The sequence below is a fragment of the Stenotrophomonas panacihumi genome (genome assembly GCF_001431645.1).
Taxonomy (GTDB): domain Bacteria; phylum Pseudomonadota; class Gammaproteobacteria; order Xanthomonadales; family Xanthomonadaceae; genus Stenotrophomonas_A; species Stenotrophomonas_A panacihumi.
Genome location: NZ_LLXU01000108.1, coordinates 40,833 through 57,523, shown reverse-complemented (window position 1 = coordinate 57,523; position 16,691 = coordinate 40,833). Strand labels below are relative to the sequence as shown.

At 71.1% G+C, this 16,691-nt stretch carries 15 protein-coding genes and 1 other RNA gene; 10 read left to right on the top strand and 6 right to left on the bottom strand.

Annotated features, from left to right (window positions below; all coding sequences use genetic code 11):
• The first annotated feature begins 10 nt into the window (after window positions 1-10).
• The 8 genes from thiL to ARC20_RS14100 all read left to right on the top strand — a co-directional run bounded on the left by thiL (window position 11) and on the right by ARC20_RS14100 (window position 9,792).
• Entirely contained in the window at window positions 11-982 is a 972-nt protein-coding gene (thiL, locus tag ARC20_RS14135) for a thiamine-phosphate kinase (protein WP_057648225.1), read from the top strand.
• Between the two features lie 136 nt (window positions 983-1,118).
• On the top strand, window positions 1,119-1,829 hold the full coding sequence (locus tag ARC20_RS14130) for a TorF family putative porin (RefSeq protein WP_057648223.1): 711 nt from the start codon (window positions 1,119-1,121) through the stop codon (window positions 1,827-1,829).
• An 11-nt stretch (window positions 1,830-1,840) separates the two neighbouring features.
• Complete coding sequence (locus ARC20_RS14125; RefSeq protein WP_057648221.1) at window positions 1,841-1,933, top strand: potassium-transporting ATPase subunit F; 93 nt, start codon at window positions 1,841-1,843, stop codon at window positions 1,931-1,933.
• 10 nt (window positions 1,934-1,943) lie between these two features.
• Window positions 1,944-3,668 carry a potassium-transporting ATPase subunit KdpA gene (gene kdpA / locus ARC20_RS14120; protein WP_057648219.1) on the top strand — a complete coding sequence of 575 codons (1,725 nt, stop codon included), beginning with the start codon at window positions 1,944-1,946 and terminating at the stop codon, window positions 3,666-3,668.
• An 11-nt stretch (window positions 3,669-3,679) separates the two neighbouring features.
• Window positions 3,680-5,728: a potassium-transporting ATPase subunit KdpB gene (gene kdpB, locus ARC20_RS14115; protein ID WP_057648217.1), complete on the top strand. Its 2,049-nt coding sequence runs from the start codon at window positions 3,680-3,682 to the stop codon at window positions 5,726-5,728.
• A gap of 10 nt (window positions 5,729-5,738) precedes the next feature.
• Entirely contained in the window at window positions 5,739-6,350 is a 612-nt protein-coding gene (kdpC, locus tag ARC20_RS14110) for a potassium-transporting ATPase subunit KdpC (protein ID WP_057648215.1), read from the top strand.
• Window positions 6,351-6,396: 46 nt separating this feature from the next.
• Window positions 6,397-9,060: a sensor histidine kinase gene (locus ARC20_RS14105; RefSeq protein WP_057648212.1), complete on the top strand. Its 2,664-nt coding sequence runs from the start codon at window positions 6,397-6,399 to the stop codon at window positions 9,058-9,060.
• 15 nt (window positions 9,061-9,075) lie between these two features.
• Window positions 9,076-9,792, top strand: coding sequence for a response regulator (locus ARC20_RS14100; protein WP_057648210.1), 717 nt, complete (start codon window positions 9,076-9,078; stop codon window positions 9,790-9,792).
• A 24-nt stretch (window positions 9,793-9,816) separates the two neighbouring features.
• Here ARC20_RS14100 and ARC20_RS14095 read toward each other — a convergent pair whose 3' ends face one another.
• From ARC20_RS14095 to ARC20_RS14080, 4 genes are read right to left on the bottom strand one after another with little or no spacing between them, the layout of a single operon-like run.
• Entirely contained in the window at window positions 9,817-11,205 is a 1,389-nt protein-coding gene (locus ARC20_RS14095; protein ID WP_057648208.1) for an FAD-binding oxidoreductase, read from the bottom strand.
• Between the two features lie 4 nt (window positions 11,206-11,209).
• Window positions 11,210-11,752, bottom strand: a complete 543-nt coding sequence (locus tag ARC20_RS14090; RefSeq protein WP_057648206.1) for a metal-dependent hydrolase — start codon at window positions 11,750-11,752, stop codon at window positions 11,210-11,212.
• A gap of 4 nt (window positions 11,753-11,756) precedes the next feature.
• Window positions 11,757-12,125: a YraN family protein gene (locus ARC20_RS14085; RefSeq protein WP_057648204.1), complete on the bottom strand. Its 369-nt coding sequence runs from the start codon at window positions 12,123-12,125 to the stop codon at window positions 11,757-11,759.
• A 4-nt stretch (window positions 12,126-12,129) separates the two neighbouring features.
• Complete coding sequence (locus ARC20_RS14080) at window positions 12,130-13,854, bottom strand: penicillin-binding protein activator (RefSeq protein ID WP_057648203.1); 1,725 nt, start codon at window positions 13,852-13,854, stop codon at window positions 12,130-12,132.
• 82 nt (window positions 13,855-13,936) lie between these two features.
• Here ARC20_RS14080 and rsmI point away from each other — a divergent pair, with 82 nt between their 5' ends.
• The gene (gene rsmI, locus ARC20_RS14075) at window positions 13,937-14,764 is read left to right on the top strand and encodes a 16S rRNA (cytidine(1402)-2'-O)-methyltransferase (protein WP_057648201.1); all 828 of its coding nucleotides are present in this window, start codon (window positions 13,937-13,939) and stop codon (window positions 14,762-14,764) included.
• Between the two features lie 9 nt (window positions 14,765-14,773).
• Here the strand turns inward: rsmI and rnpB are convergent.
• Both rnpB and ARC20_RS14070 read right to left on the bottom strand, forming a co-directional pair.
• Window positions 14,774-15,122: RNase P RNA component class A (rnpB, locus tag ARC20_RS14200), an RNA gene on the bottom strand.
• 38 nt (window positions 15,123-15,160) lie between these two features.
• Window positions 15,161-15,916 carry an NRDE family protein gene (locus ARC20_RS14070; protein ID WP_057648199.1) on the bottom strand — a complete coding sequence of 252 codons (756 nt, stop codon included), beginning with the start codon at window positions 15,914-15,916 and terminating at the stop codon, window positions 15,161-15,163.
• 315 nt (window positions 15,917-16,231) lie between these two features.
• On the opposite strand from ARC20_RS14070, the gene ARC20_RS14065 reads away from it, so the two are divergent.
• Window positions 16,232-16,678, top strand: a complete 447-nt coding sequence (locus ARC20_RS14065; protein WP_057648197.1) for a division/cell wall cluster transcriptional repressor MraZ — start codon at window positions 16,232-16,234, stop codon at window positions 16,676-16,678.
• Window positions 16,679-16,691: the final 13 nt, after the last annotated feature.

The following is a 16,691-nucleotide window of genomic DNA, read 5'->3' as shown; positions in this document are numbered from 1 at the left end:
CCGCCGGCCGATGCCCGAATTCGCCTTGATCGACCGCCTGCGCCGCCGCGTGCGCGGTCGCGAGGACGTGCCGCTGGGCATCGGCGACGACGCCGCGCTGCTGCAGCCGCCGGCCGGCGAGCAGCTGGCGATCACCGCCGACACCTTGAACGCCGGCGTGCATTTCCCCGTTGAAACCGCGCCTGCGGATATCGGCTGGAAGACGCTGGCGGTCAATCTCTCCGATCTCGCCGCGATGGGCGCCCAGCCGCGCTGGTGCACCTTGTCGCTCTCGTTGCCGCAAGACGAGGCCGCCTGGCTGGACGCGTTCGCGGATGGCTTCTTCGCGCTGGCCGATGCCCATGGCGTCGCGCTGGTCGGCGGGGACACCACGCGCGGACCGCTGTCGCTTTCCGTCACCGCGATCGGCAGCGTGCCGCCGGGCGCAGCACTGCGTCGCGACGGTGCGCGCATCGGCGACGACATCTGGATCACCGGCACGCCCGGCGAGGCCGCTGCCGCGCTCGCGCTCTGGCAGCAGGGTGAACTCGACGTCACCACGCCTGCCGCCGAAGCGGCGCGCGAACACCTGCGCCAGCGCCTGCTGCGGCCCACGCCACGCGTGGACGCCGGCTTGCGGCTGCGCGGCCTCGCGCATGCCTGCGTGGATGTGTCCGATGGACTGCTCGCCGACCTCGGCCACCTGTGCGCCCGCAGCGGCGTGGGCGCGCGGATCACGCTGGAAGGCCTGCCGCTGTCGCCGGCGCTGCGCGCGCTGGGCGATCGCCGTGCGCGCGAATGGCAGGTCGGCGGCGGCGACGATTACGAACTGTGCTTCACCGCCGCCGCGGCCGACCGCGAGGCCGTGCAGCGCGCACTTGAATTCGCCGGTACGCAGGGCCATGTGATCGGCCGCGTGCTGGCGGGCGAGGGCATCCAGGTGCTCGATGAAGAAGGCTGCGCCTGGCATCCGCCGCGCAGCGGCTACCAGCATTTCGGCTGAGCCAACGCCCACCGGGCGGTTACGCCGAATTTACGCGTGCCCCGCCGGGCTGCCATAGCGACTTTACGCAGGCGGCGCCCAGACTTTCGTGATCGGCGGAATGGTTCCGCCTCGATCACCGAAAGGCCACCCACCCATGTACTCCCCGCTCCACACCGCCAGCCGCGGCTTCTCGCGCGCTGCCCTTCTGCTGTGCCTGGGTGCCGCCGCGCCGCTGGCCGCCGCCAGCACGCTGTCCGGCAACATGACCCTCACCAGCGATTACGTCTGGCGCGGCACCACCCAGACCCAGGGCGACTTCGCCGCCCAGGCCGGCCTGAAGTGGGCCGCCGACAACGGCCTGTACGCCTCGGCCTGGGGCTCGAACGTCGAATTCGCCCCGCAGACCCACGCCAGCAGCGAGCTGGACCTGATCCTCGGCTGGGGCGGCAACCTGTCCGACGACTGGGCGCTGGATGCCAACCTCACCCACTACCGCTATCCCTCGACCACCGTCGACCTCAACTGGACCGAGCTCAACGGCACCCTGACCTGGAAGCAGAACTACTGGGCGCAGCTGGGCTGGTCGAACGACGTGATGGCCAGCGACCAGACCGGCACCTATGCGCAGGTTGGCGCGCGCTTCCCGCTCGGCGAGCGCTTCCGCATCGAGGCCGCGCTGGGCCATTACTGGCTCGATGACGCCTACGGCGACAGCTACACCCACGGCCAGCTCGGCGTGGTGTGGGCGATCCGCTCGCCGCTGGAACTGCGCGTGACCGCGCACGACACCGACCATGCCGCCGAACGCCTGTTCCCCGGCCTGGCCGGTTCGCGCGTGGAAGCGGCGCTGCAAGCTTCCTTCTGAGGAGATGACCCATGCCTGCCTGGCTTGCCTTCGTGTGTGGACTCGCGGTGATCGTCACCGCGGCCTACCTGCTGTACGTCGTGCTGCGTCCGGAAGACTTCTGAGGACCTCGCCATGACCGAAACCCTTCTTCTCTTCACCGTCGCCATCGCGCTCGGCTGGCCGCTGGGCCTGTACCTGGCGCGCATCATGCGCGGCGCGCCGATGCGCGGCGATGCCGTGTTCGGCCTGCTCGAAAAGCCGATCTATGCATTGCTCGGCGCCCGCCCGGAACGCGGCATGAGTTGGCGCGGCTACGCGCTGGCGTTTCTGGCGAGCAACCTCGTGGTGGGGCTGCTGGCATGGGTCGTCTTCATGACCCAGGGGATGCTGCCGCTCAACCCGGACCACGTGCCGAACCTGCGTTGGGACACCGCGCTGCATACGGCGGTCTCGTTCCTCACCAACACCAACCAGCAGCACTATTCCGGCCAGGCGCAGCTCTCGTACCTGGCGCAGATGACCGGCATCGTCGGCCTGCAGGTGGTGTCGCCGATGATGGGCCTGGCGCTCGTCGTGGCCACGCTGCGCGGGCTGATGGGCGGCCGTGCGCGGATGCAGGCCAAGGAGGCCACCCCCGCCCCGCAGGCCGATCACGCGGACAGCGTGGACGTCGGCAACTACTGGGCCGACGTGGTGCGCCCGAGCGTGCGCTTCCTGCTGCCGCTGTGCCTGGTGTGGACGCTGCTGCTCGCCTCGCAGGGCGTACCGTCCACCTTCGCTTCCGGTCCCACCGTGACGCCGGTCGATGCCAGCGCCGGCATGGCCGGGCAGAAGATCCCGGTCGGCCCGGTCGCGGCGATGGTCGCCATCAAGCAGCTGGGTTCCAACGGCGGCGGCTGGTATGGCCCGAACAGTGCCGTGCCGCTGGAAAACCCCACGCCGCTGTCGAACTTCCTCGAGATGCTGGCGATCATGCTGATCCCGGTCAGCGTGGTGTTCATGGTCGGCGCGTTCACCGGACGCCGCCGCTTCACCGCGCTGATCTTCGGCAGCATGCTGCTGATGTCGGTGCTGTCCACCGGCGCGTCGATGTGGTCCGAAGGCCATTCGGCCACCACCGCCAGCGCCGCGTTGATGGAAGGCAAGGAAGTGCGCCTGGGCGTGGACAACGCCGCGTTGTGGTCCTCGATCACCACGCAGGTGAACAACGGCTCGGTCAATGCCATGCATGACTCGCTGGCGCCGCTCACCGGGGGCGTGGCGATGGTCAACATGCTGGTCAACGCGATCTGGGGCGGTGTCGGCTGCGGCCTGCAGCAGTTCATCGTCTACCTGCTGCTGAGCGTGTTCCTCGCCGGCCTGATGACTGGCCGCACGCCGGAGCTGTTCGGTCGCAAGATCGAAGCCGGCGAAGTACGCCTGCTCGCGCTGCTGATCCTGCTCCAGCCGCTGGTGCTGCTCGGCTTCACCGCCGTCACGCTGGCGCTGCCGCAGTTCACCGGCAATTCCAATCCGGGCTTCCACGGCATCAGCCAGGTGTTCTACGAGTTCACCTCGGCCTTCGCCAACAACGGTTCCGGTTTCGAAGGGCTGGGCGATGCCACCTACTGGTGGAACCTGACCTGCGTGGCGGTGCTGCTGCTGGGCCGCTTCCCCGCGTTGATCGTGCCGCTGGTCGTGGCCGCGCGCATGGCCGCCAAGCGCCACGCACCCGAGTCGGGCGGCAGCCTGCGCATCGAAACGCCCACTTTCGCCCTGACCCTGGTCGCCGTCGTGCTCGTCCTCACCGTGCTGCAGTTCATGCCGGCGCTGGTGCTGGGCCCGATTGCCGAGCACTTGACCCTGGCCGCGTCCTGAAGAGAAACCCCATGAGCACCCTTCCCTCTATCGAAAAGCGCCAACGTAGCGAGGTCGCGTTGTTCGACGCCGCCACGCTGCGTTCGGCCACGCGCGATGCCTTCCTCAAACTCTCCCCCCGCCACCTGTGGCATAGCCCGGTGATGGCGGTGGTGATGGTCGGCACCTTGCTGTCGGCCCTCATCACGCTCACGGGTGACGCCTCGGCCGGCTTCGGCTGGACGGTGACGGCGATCCTGTTCGTCACCGTGCTGTTCGGCAACTTCGCCGAAGCCGTCGCCGAAGCGCGCGGCCGCGGCCAGGCCGCGTCGCTGCGTCGTGCCCGCAAGGACCTGGTGGCGCGCCGCGTGGAGAGCGACCTCGGCGGTCGCGAAACCCGCGTGCCCGCCGCCGAGCTGCGCCCGGGCGACCACGTCATCGTCTCCGAAGGCGAGTTCATTCCCGCCGACGGCGAGATCGTGCGCGGCGTGGCCACCATCAACGAAGCGGCGGTGACCGGTGAATCGGCCCCCGTGCTGCGCGAGGCCGGCACCGACCGCAGCGGCGTCATCGGCGGCACCCGCGTGCTGTCCGACGAGATCATCTTCAAGGTCACCGCCGAGCCGGGCCACAGCTTCCTGGACCGCATGATCGCGCTGGTCGAAGGCGCCAACCGCCAGAAGACCCCGAACGAGATCGCGCTGACGCTGCTGCTGGCGGCGATGACGCTGACGTTCCTGATCGTGGTGGCCACGCTGCCGGCGATTGCCGGGTTCGTCGGCGTGACGCTCGACCCGATGCTGCTGATCGCGCTGCTGGTGTGCCTGATCCCGACCACCATCGGCGGCCTGCTGCCGGCCATCGGCATCGCCGGCATGAACCGCGCGCTGGCCGCCAACGTGCTGGCCAAGTCGGGCAAGGCGGTGGAAGTGGCCGGCGACGTGGACGTGCTGCTGCTCGACAAGACCGGCACCATCACCCACGGCGACCGCCAGGCCACCGCGTTCCATCCGCTCGCCGGCATCGACCGCGCGCAGCTGCGCGACGCGGCCATGCTCGCCTCGCTCGCCGACCCGACGCCGGAAGGCAAGTCCATCGTGCGCCTGGCGCGCGAGCAGGGCGCCGCGGCGGTCGAACCGGCGAACGCGCACTTCATCGCCTTCACCGCGCAGACCCGCATGTCCGGCGTGGACGTGGACGGCCGGCAGATCCGCAAGGGTGCCGGGGATTCCATCGGGGCGTGGGTGCAGGGCAACGGCGGCATGGTCAGCCCCGAGCTGGCCGGGCGCATCGAGGAAGTCGCCCGTGGCGGCGCCACGCCGCTGGTGGTGGCCGAGGGCCGCCATGCGCTGGGCGTGGTCGAGCTCTCCGACGTGGTCAAGCACGGCATCAAGGAGAAGTTCGCCCGCCTGCGCGCGATGGGCATCAAGACGGTGATGATCACCGGCGACAACCCGCTCACCGCCGCGGCCATCGCCGCCGAGGCCGGCGTGGACGACTACATCGCCCAGGCCCGCCCGGAAGACAAGCTCGCGCGCATCCGCGCCGAACAGGCTGGCGGCCGGCTGGTGGCGATGGTCGGCGACGGCACCAACGACGCCCCGGCGCTCGCGCAGGCCGACGTGGGCCTGGCGATGAACTCCGGCACGCAGGCCGCCAAGGAGGCCGGCAACATGGTCGACCTGGACAGCGACCCGGCCAAGCTGCTGGCGGTGGTGGAAGTGGGCAAGCAGCAGCTCATCACCCGCGGCGCGCTGACCACCTTCTCGCTGGCCAACGACGTGTCGAAGTACTTCGCCATCCTGCCGGCGCTGTTCGCCGCGGCGATCCCGTCGATGGCCGCGCTCAACGTCATGCAGCTGTCGAGCCCGCGCAACGCGGTGCTGGCGGCGCTGGTGTTCAACGCGATCATCATCCCGGCGCTGATCCCGCTGGCGCTGCGCGGCGTGCGCTTCAAGCCCGCCGGCGCGACCACGCTGCTGCGCCGGAACATGCTCGTCTACGGCGTGGGTGGCGTGCTGCTGCCGTTCGCCGGCATCAAGCTGATCGACATGGCGATCGCCGCCATGGTCGGTATCTGAGGATTCCATCATGGGAAAAGCCCCTTCTCCTTCCCGTTCCACCGCCGCCGTCCTGCACGACGGCGGCGCCTGGCGCGCATCGCTCGCCCTGGCGCTGGTCACCCTGGTCGGCTTCGGCTTCGCCTATTCGGTGGCCGGTACGCTTGTCGCCGGTGCGGCGTTTCCCGCACAGGCCGCCGGCTCGCTGATCCAGGACGGCGACCGCGTGGTCGGTTCGGTCCTGGTCGCCCAGCCTTTCAGCGACGCGCGCTACTTCCAGCCGCGGCCTTCGGCGGCCAAGTACGACCCGATGTCGGCCGCCGGCAGCAACCAGGCGCGTTCCAACCCGGACTTGCTCAAGCACATCGAAGAGACGCGCGCCGCGGTGGCCAAGCGCGACGGCATCGACCCGGCGCGGGTGCCTTCGGACCTGCTGACCCAGTCCGGCAGCGGGCTGGACCCGGACATCACGCCGGCTTCGGCCGAACTGCAGGTGCGCCGTGTCGCGGCCGCCCGCGGCCTGCCCGAGGCGCGCGTGGCCGAGCTGCTGCGCCAGCAGGTGCAGCCGCGCCAGTACGGCGTGTTCGGCGAGCCGCGGGTGAACGTCCTGCAGCTCAACCTGGCGCTGGACCAGCTGCGATGAGCACCTCGCTCGCCGGCGTCACCGGGGCTGGGCCACAATCGCCAGCATGAGCGACGCACGCACGCAACAGGCCGATGCTCTCATCGGCCAACTGCAACGCGAACATGGGGGCCGGCTCACCGTGTTCCTCGGGGCCGCGCCCGGCGTGGGCAAGACCTACGCCATGCTGTCGCGGGCGCGCGAGCGCCTGCGGCAGGGCGTGGACGTGGTGGCCGGCATCGTGGAGACGCATGGCCGCAGCGAGACCGCCGCGCTGCTCGACGGCCTGCCCGTGCTGCCGCGCCAGCGCATCGAATACCGCGGCCGCACGCTGGAGGAGCTGGACCTCGACGCGCTGATCGCGCGCCGCCCGCAGCTGGCGCTGGTCGACGAACTCGCGCACCGCAATGCACCCGGCACCCGCCACGAGCGCCGCTGGCAGGATGTGATCGAGCTGCTCGACGCCGGCATCGACGTCTACACCACGGTCAACATCCAGCACCTGGAAAGCCTCAACGACGTCGTGCTGCGCATCACCGGCGTGCGCGTCTCCGAGACCGTGCCCGACGCGGTGTTCGATCGCCTGCGCGACATCGTGCTGGTGGACCTGCCGCCGCGCGAACTCATCGAGCGGTTGCAGCAGGGCAAGGTCTACCTGCCCGAACAGGCCACGCAGGCGCTGCAGGCGTTCTTTTCGCCTTCCAACCTCACCGCCCTGCGCGAACTGGCGATGCAGACCGCCGCCGACCGCGTGGACAGCGACCTGCGCGACGCGCAGACCGCGCGCGGCCTGCCCGGCACCGCCGCGCTGCGCCGCCGCGTGGTGGTGGCCATCGACGGGCGCGGCAGTTCCGATTACCTCGTGCGCGTGGCGCGCCGCCTGTCCGAGCGCCGCGATGCGCCGTGGACGGTGGTGACGGTGCAGGCGCGCACCGTCATGGATGCCGCCTGGCAGCTGGAGATCGACCGCGCCTTCGCACTGGCGCGCCGGCTGGGCGGCGATACCGCGCTGCTGCACGGAAGCAACATCGCCGACGCGCTGCTCGACTTCGCCGCGCAGAGCGGCACCTCGACGCTGGTGCTCGGCCGCACGCGCGAACGCCCGCTGGCGCGCATGTTCAATCGCACGCTGACCCAGCGGCTGCTGCAGCGGGGCGCGCACTACGAACTGGTGATCGTCAGCTCGGCCGACGCGCGCGCACGGTCGCGCCGGCAATCGCGCCAGCCGATGCGCTGGCTGCGCCGCTACGACCTGGCCTACGCACTGGTGACCGCCGCCGCCGCGGTAGGGGTGGCCTGGCTGCTGCAGCGCTGGACCGACATCGATGACCTGTCGATGGTGTTCATCGTGGCCGTGGTGCTGGTGGCGTCGCGCACGCGCATGGTCGCCGCCGTGCTGGCCGCGCTGCTGAGCTTCCTGGCCTACAACTTCTTCTTCATCGAGCCACGCTTCACCTTCAACATCAGCGCCCGCCAGGGCGTGGTGACGGTGATCCTGTTCCTGATCGCCGCCCTGGTGGCCGGGCGGCTGGCCTCGCGCCTGCGCATGCAGGTGCTGGCGCTGCGCGCGGCCAACACGCACGCCAATGCGCTGCAGGCACTCGGCCGCCAGCTGAGCACCGCGGCGGACCTGGGCGAGGTGGTGGAGGCGGGCCGGCGTGCGCTGGCCACCGCGCTTGGCGTGGATGCGTGGCTGCGCCTGGACAAGCGCGAAAGCGAGGGCAGCGTGACGCTCTCCGCGCTGGACCGCAGCGCCGCCGACTGGGCGCAGCGGCACGGCCAGCCCGCCGGCCGCTTCACCGATACGCTGGCCGGCGCCGACTGGTGGTGCCTGCCCGTGCAGCACGAACGCGGCACGCTCGGCGTGGTCGCGCTGCGTTTCGATGCCTCGGTGCAGCGCCCGGCGCTGGAACAGCGGCGGCTGGCCGAGGCGATGGTGGAGGACATCGGCCAGGCCGCGTTGCGCACGCGGCTGGTCGCCGACCTGCAGAGTGCGCGCGTCAGCGGCGAAACCGAACGCCTGCGCTCGGCGTTGCTCTCGTCGGTGTCGCACGACCTGCGCTCGCCGCTGGCCTCGATGATCGGCTCGGCCTCCAGCCTGGCCAGCTACGGCGAGGCGATGGACGCGCAGGACCGGCGCAGCCTGCTCGACACCATCCAGCTGGAAGGCGAGCGCCTGGACCGCTACATCCAGAACCTGCTCGACATGACCCGCCTCGGCCACGCCGGGCTGAGCCTCAACCGCGACTGGATCGGCGTGGACGAGTTGATCGGCTCGGCCGCGCGGCGCCTGCAGCGCTACCAGCCGGAGGTGAAGCTGGACCTGCACATCGCGCCGGCGCTGGCGCCCATCTGGGTGCATCCGGCGCTGGTGGAGCAGGCGATCTTCAACGTGCTGGAGAACGCGGCCAAGTTTTCACCGCCGGGCGAGCCGGTGCGGGTGACGGCCGCGCTGCACGACGGCGCGCTGCGCATCGACATCAGCGACCGCGGCCCCGGCATTCCCGAGGACGAGCGCGCGCGCATCTTCGACATGTTCTACAGCGTCGAGCGCGGCGACCGTGGCCGCCATGGCACCGGGCTGGGGTTGACCATCTGCCAGGGCATGATCGGCGCGCATGGCGGCAGCGTGGAGGCGCTGGCCGGGGCCGATGGCCGCGGCACCACCATCCGCATTACCCTGCCGCTGCTGGAGCCGCCGCCGCGGCCGGCCCGGCCGCCCGCAGACTGAGAACCCGCCACGCCCGTGTCCCAAGACGCCGCCATCGCCCCGCCGCCGCGCGTGCTCATCATCGACGACGAGCCGCAGATCCGCCGCTTCCTCGATATCAGCCTGCGCGCTCAGGGCTATCGCGTGTTGCAGGCCGGCACGGCGGCCGAGGGGCTGGCCGAACTCGCCACGCATGGCGCCGACCTGGTGGTGCTCGACCTCGGCCTGCCGGACCGCGACGGGCACGAGGTGCTGCGCGAGCTGCGGCAGTGGTCGGCGGTGCCGGTGATCATGCTGACCGTGCGCGCTGGCGAATCGGAGAAGGTCGCCGCGCTGGATGGCGGCGCCAACGATTACGTCACCAAGCCGTTCGGCGTGCAGGAACTGATGGCGCGCATCCGCGTGCTGCTGCGCCAGTCCGGCGGGGCGACGCCGGAGGAGATCGTGTTCGACGATGGCCGGCTGCACGTGAACCTCGCGCTGCGCGAGGTGACGATGGACGGCGAGGCGGCGGGATTGAGCCGCAAGGAGTACGCGTTGCTGGCGCTGCTGATGCGGCATGCCGGCCGCGTGGTCACGCAGCCGCAATTGCTGCGCGAACTGTGGGGGCCGACGCACGAGGAGGACACGCACTACCTGCGCATCCTGGTCGGCAAGCTGCGGCAGAAGTTGCATGACGACGCGACGGCGCCGCGTTACATCGTCACCGAGCCGGGGGTGGGACTGCGGTTCATCGGGCAGGCGCGCGGGTAGGAAGGGCTTCAGCCCCGAGCGCGTTCAGCCCGCGAGCGGCGGCAAGACCTTCCCCGGGTTGAGAATCCCCGCCGGATCCAGCGCCGCCTTCACCGCGCGCATCGCCGCCAGCGTGGCCGCATCGAATGCCTGTGCCATGAAGTCGCGCTTGGCCACGCCGATGCCATGTTCTCCCGAGAGCGTGCCGCCCAACGCCAGCACGGTCTCGAAGATCTTCGGCATCGCCGCCTTCGCGCGCGCGGTCTCCGCCGCGTCGGCGTCGTTGTACATGATGTTGACGTGCAGGTTGCCGTTGCCGGCATGGCCGAAGCACACGATGGGCAGATCCGCCTGCACCGACAACGCTTCCATCGCCGACACCAGGTCCGGGATGCGCGACACCGGCACTACCACGTCCTCGTTGATCTTGCCCGGCTTGATCGTGCGCAGTGCCGGCGAGAGCGCCTTGCGCGCGGCCCACAGGCGGTCGCGCGCCACGCCGTCGGCGGCGACATCCAGCGACAGCATGCCGTCGCCCTCGGCCGCATCGGCCAGCGATTGCAGCGCGTAGGGCAGCGTGTCCTCGTCGCCGTCGGCTTCGATCAGCAACATCGCGCCGGCCTCCGGCACGTCGCTGCCGTTGTGGCGCAGCAGCGCGATGGCATGCGCGTCCATGAATTCCAGCATCGCCGGCACCACCGGCTGCGCCATCACGCGCGATACCGCCGCCGCCGCGCTGGCCACGTCGCGGTAGAACGCGCGAAGGCCGGCCTGCGCGCGCGGGCGGGGCGTCAGCTTCAGCGTGGCTTCCACGATCAACGCCAGCGTGCCTTCGCTGCCGACGATCAGGTGGGTGAGGTCGTAGCCGGTGGCGTCCTTCGTGTATGGGCCGCCGCAGCGGATGATCTCGCCGCTGCCGGTCACCGCCACCAAACCGAGCACGTTGTCGCGGCTGGCGCCGTATTTCACCGCGCGCGGGCCGCCGGCATTGGTGGCCAGGTTGCCGCCGACGCTGCACATCGCCGCGCTGGAAGGATCCGGCGGCCAGAACAGGCCGTGCGGCGCCAGCGCTTCCTGCAGGTCGCCATTGAGCACGCCGGGCTGCACGATGGCGCAGCGGTCGGCGGCGCGGATCTCGACGATGCGGTTCATGCGTGCGAACGAGAGCACGACGCCGCCGTTGAACGGCACCGCCGCGCCGGTGGTGGCGGTGCCGGCGCCACGCGCGACCAGCGCCACGCGATGCGCGGCGCAGGCGCGCACGAGCGCGGCCACTTCCTCGGCATCGCGCGGGAAGGCCACCGCATCGGGGAGCGCGAACCGGCGCGAATCGTCCTGGCCGTGTGCCTGGCGGGTGGGTTCGTCGGTGCGCCAGCGCTCCGGGCCGAGGAGGGCGGACGCGGCGTCGAGGAAAGCGGCGGGCAGCGTGGTCATCGGCCTATTGTAGGTGCGTCGATCCGCGGGGCGCGGACTGTATTGCGCGCCAGCCAACGACCGCCAATGCCAGCGGCAGCCACACGCAGCGCAATTCGGAGAGCAGCGTCTCCAGCCCGCGTGCACTGAAAAAGCCCGCGCCGATCGGCGAAACCAGGATCGGCCGCCACGGCGCGAAGAAGCGTGTCTCGCGCCATGGCCAGGCGAGCGCGACGCCGAGCCCGCCGGAGGTCATCGCATCGAGCAGCGGATGCGAGGCCGCGCAGAGGAACACCCACACGCCCGCCTGCAAGGCACCTGCGCGCAGTGGCCGATGCAGGCTTGTCGCCAGCAACGCGCACAACGCGGCGAACAGCAGCGAATGGCTGGCGCCGCGATGTCCGAAGGCATCGGCATAGGGAATGCGCAGGACGAAGGCGAGCACGTCGGCATCCGGCAGCATCGCCGCGACGATACCGGCCGCGAGCAACCGCGGCGAAATGCGCCCGCGCTCACTCGCCGCCCACAAGGCGAGCGGCACGGCGGCATGGGTGAGGATCGAGGGCATGGGGTCAGGTGTCGTCCGCGCGGAATGCATCGCGCAGCCAGCGCAAGCGCGGCGGTTCGCCCTCGGCCTCGACCACGTCGAACCGGCACGGCTGCTGCGCCCATGTGGGATGCATCGCCAGGAACAGCTGCGCCGCCATCACCAGCTTGCGGCGCTTGCGCAGGTCGATGGAGGCCGCGCCGCCGCCAAAGGACGCGTCGCGGCGGTAGCGCACTTCGACGAACACCAGCGTGTCGCCGTCGCGCATCACCAGGTCCAGCTCGCCGGGGCGATAGCGCGCGTTGGTGGCGATATCCGCCAGCCCGGCGGCGAGCAGGTGCGCCCGCGCCGCCGCTTCGACCGTCGCTCCGCGGGTGCGCCGGTCGATCTTCAAGGGATCAGCGGGTGCCGATGATCGCGTTCGGACGGCCACCGCTGAAGGTGGACCACGCCGGCGAGCGCAGGATGTTGCCGAAGCCGTCCAGGTGCAGCGTGCCGGTGGCGCCGGGCAGGCCGCCTTCGCTGCCGGCGGCGAGCGGCTCCAGGTAGGCGGTGATCAGCCAGGCGTCGTAGCCGAAGGCGAACAGGCGCGCAGCCGGGCCACGCGCGGTCGGCAGGGTCGCCGCCACGCTGGCCGCGCTCGGCAGGCCGGTGACGCCGCTGCTGGTCCAGCGCTCGCCCGGGAAGGCGATGCCGTCCAGTGCCATGTCTTCTTCCGGCTTGCCGGTGCCCAGCACCAGCTGCGAGCTGCCCACGCGCGGCTTGCCGGCCAGGCCGGAGAGCGCCAGCTGCGGGGCGAGCGCGCGCGCGGTCGGGCCGCGCACGGCGAGGAACACCGAATCGGCGGCGGCGTAGTTGCGCAGCTGCGCGGACACATCGCCCGGCGTTTCGGCCACGCTGATGCTGCCGGCGACCTGGCCGCCGCGCGCGGCCATGCGCTCGCGGAAGGCGGTGGCGGCGCGGCGGCCATTGTCGTCGCTGCTGGCCACCACGAGCGCGTTGCGCTGGCCGTGCGCGAGCAGGTACTCGGCGGCCATGATGCCGTCGTCCTCCGGCGCCAGCGAGAAGCCGACGCTGCCGGCCGGCGGCTCGCGGACATCGGTGGGGCGGTTGAGCGCCAGCACCGGCACGCTCAGCGAGCGCGCGAACAGCGCGCTCACCTCGTCGCGGCCGAGCGGGCCGATGACGTAATCGGCGCCGGCGGCGACCGCGCGGTCGTACGCGGCGGTGGCGCCGCCCGGCGTGCCGGCGGTATCGAGGAACTCGATGTCCGGACGGCGGCGCGATTCGGCGTAGTAGGCGGCGAGCAGGCCGTCGCGCACCGGCGCGGCGGCGGTGGCGAGGTTGCCGGTGAGCGGCAGCAGCACGGCGAGCTTGACCGGCGGGCGGTAGCCGTCGCGGTCGGCGGCGGGGCGCTTGCTGACGTCGAAGCTGCTCGGCGCGCGGTCGAACGGGCGCGGCAGCGGCAGGCCGCGGCTGAGCAGCGCGCGGCCGGCGAAGTTGTACAGCGGGTTGCCGGCGGGCAGCGCGGTGGCGCGCGCGCGCAAGGTGTTGTCATCGAGCGCGGCGAGCAGGCGCATGATCTCGCGCTGGTTGTCGCTGCGCGCGCTGCCGGTCAGGCCGGCGTCGGCATGGCTGCGCGCCTCGGCCGCTTCCACCGGCTTGCCGGTGGCTTCCAGCGCCTTGCCGCGCGCCAGGAACCAGCGCGCCTGGTAGGCCGGCGACAGCCCCGGCGCGGTTTCGCCCAGGTTCTGCAGCGCCTGCGCGGGCTGGTTGTCGGCCAGCGCGAACTCGCCGCTGAGCAGCTGGTAGCGGGCCTTCTCCTCGCCGCCGAGCTGGCGCGGGGTGACCTGCGCCAGCAGGCTGCGCGCGCGGGTGGCATCGCCGGCTTCGTTCCAGGCGAAGGCCGCGTCGGCCAGCAGGCGGCTGCGCTGCGCGCCGGTGGCGGCGAAGGCCTGTGCCTCCAACTGTTGCGCCGCTTCGCGCGGCTTGCCCTGTTCGAGCAGCGAGAACGCCGCCGCCTGCGCGGGCGAAGCCTGCGGGGCGAGGCTGCTGGTGGCGCAGCCGGCGCACAGCGCGAGCAGCAGGGACAGGGCGGAGATCCGGGCGAAGCGGTTGTTCATTTCGGTTCCAGTCGACGGGGCGGACGGAGGCGTGCCGGCGAAAAACGCTACGATTCTAACCTTGAGCCTGGAAAAACCGCCGATGACTTCCGCAGGAACCCTCCATGTCGTGGCCACGCCGATCGGCAACCTCGGCGATCTGACCCCGCGCGCGCAGGAAACCCTGCGCAACGTGGCGGCGATCTGCGCCGAGGACACCCGCCGCACCGGCCAGCTGCTGGCCCACTTCGGCATCGACAAGCCGCTGGTGGCGCTGCACGACCACAACGAGGAGGCGCTGTCGCAGCGCATCGTGGCGCGGCTGCAGGGCGGCGATTCGCTGGCGCTGGTCAGCGATGCCGGCACCCCGCTGGTGAGCGACCCGGGTTTCCGCGTGGTGCGCGCCGCACGCGCGGCCGGGCTGAAGGTGAGCCCGGTGCCGGGCGCGTGCGCGGCGATCGCCGCGCTCAGCGTGGCCGGCCTGCCGAGCGACCGCTTCGTGTTCGAGGGTTTCCTGCCGGCCAAGGCCGGCGCGCGCCGCGAGCGCCTGGCCCGGCTGGCCGGCGAGGCGCGCACGCTGGTGTTCTACGAGTCCTCGCACCGCATCGACGAATCGCTGGCCGACATGGCCGCCGCGTTCGGCGCGGCGCGCCCGGCGGTGATCGCGCGCGAGCTCACCAAGCTGTTCGAGACGGTGCTCGACGGCACCCTGGCCGACCTGCTCGCGCGGGTCGAGGCCGACGACAACCAGCGCAAGGGCGAGTTCGTGGTGATGGTGCAGGGCGCCGGCGAGGATGCCGAGGCCGAGGCGAAACTGGCCGAGGGCCGGCGCCTGTACGCCAAGCTGGGCGAACACCTGCCGCCGTCCACGGCCGCCAAGCTGGCGGCCGAACTGAGCGGCGCGCCGCGCAAGGCGCTCTACGGCAGTTGAAGGAAGAAGGGGCGGAGCCGGCCGGTAAGCCGGGTTCTGTCGTGGACAGTCATTCTTCTAGGCGCCGCGTCACCGCGACGCTCAAGCAACCTACCCGGACCCGACGCGGGCCGCGTCATGAGGTCCCTATTTGGTCTTGCTCCAGGTGGGGTTTGCCGTGCCGGTCCGTTACCGGACTCGCGGTGCGCTCTTACCGCACCATTTCACCCTTGCCAGCTTCACGGGGAAGCTTCGGCGGTATCTTTCTGTTGCACTTTCCGTCGGCTCGCGCCGCCCAGGCGTTACCTGGCACCTTGCCCTGTGGAGCCCGGACTTTCCTCGGCATCCTTTCGGATGACGCGACTGCCTGGCCGACTCCGCCGCGCGCATTGTAGCCGACGCGCCGGGCCGGCGGGCTCAGAGGTCCAGCCGCGTCTGCCCGAGGAACAGGCCATCGGGGCCGAAACGGCGCTCGTGGATCCAGCCGCCGCCGTCGTGGTCGACCATCAGGATCGTGCTGGCGCGGGTGCCGTAGTCGCGGCCGCGGATGAAGGCGGCCGACAGGCGCCGCTCCAGTTCCAGGCCCACGCCGGTGTCCGGCAGCGCGTCGTCGGGGGCGGTGCGTTCGTCGGACAGCGCCGCCCACAGCGGGTCGAGGGATTCCTCCACGCCGCCGATCCACTCGCCGAGCACCGCGGTGAGCCGGCGCGTCTTCGGCCACGGCGCGTCGAGCGCCCCGTTGGACATGCCATGCACGCCCGGTTCGAGCCCGCGCGCGCCGGCCGGGTGGTTGCCGAGATAGCGGCAGGCCTGGCCATCGGCCAGCAACAGGTTGAACGGCGGGTAGTCGGCGGCGCTGGCGGCCAGGTCGAGCGCGAAGGCTGTGGCGTCCTGCGCGCCGGCCAGGTAGTTGGCGATCAGGTGGCCGCGCGACGGGCCCGAGGTGGTCGCCATCGGGTCGCGCACGTTGGTCACCACCGCCGCGCGCCCGCCGGGGCCCAGCCCCACCCAGCTGCCGCCGGAGCGCAGGTCGCGCCCGGCCATCACGCCGGCATGCGGCGGTGGCCAGTGCGAGAGCGCGGCGGTGGGCCGTTCGTGGAACTCATCGCGGTTGCCCGCCAGCACCAGGCGCCAGCGGGGATGGGTTTTCCAGGCAATGGCGACCAGGCACATGCGCCGGATTGTGGCCGGTTTGCGCAGTCGGCTGCCACGGGCGGGCAGGGTGCCGACCCGGTCTTAACACCCTCTACACGGGGCTGAATTTCGGTTCAATCTCAAAATCTGAGACGAAACAGCAACTTGTGGATAAGCCTTGAACAAGTCTCTAAACATTGCTGCAAGCCATTGATCCCCCAAGCGATTTGTTGCTCGGAAAGTTGTTGACAACCCTTTGCGCGCTGCTAAGGTGGGCAACGGAGGGAAAACCGGGGTTTTTGTGGTTTTTCGTGGTTCAATAACCGCCCGAGTGGGTGCCGAGGGTTTTTCAGCGTGTTTCAAGGCGAGACGGCCATCACAGTCGACGACAAGGGGCGCTTGGCGGTTCCCACCGCTTACCGCGACCTCGTCGCGCGTGACAGCGCCAATCGCCTGGTGCTGACCTACAACCCGTTCGAAGCCGGCTGCCTGTGGCTGTACGCGGAGAAGGAGTGGCAGCGGGTGCGCGACGACGTGATGTCCAAGCCCAACACCCTGCGCACCGTGCGCGTGCTGCAGCAGAAGCTGGTCGGTTCCTCGGCCGTGCTCGAACTGGACGGCAATGGCCGCCTGAGCATCCCCGCCAGCCACCGCAACGCGGTGGGCATCGAGAAGAAGGCCGTCCTGCTGGGCATGGGCGACAAGTTTGAACTGTGGAGCGAGCAGGCACATCGCGCGTTGATCCAGCAGACGCTGTCTGACGGGGATCTGGGCGATGGATTGCTCGACCTCAGGTTGTGAGCCGGGGTGCCCG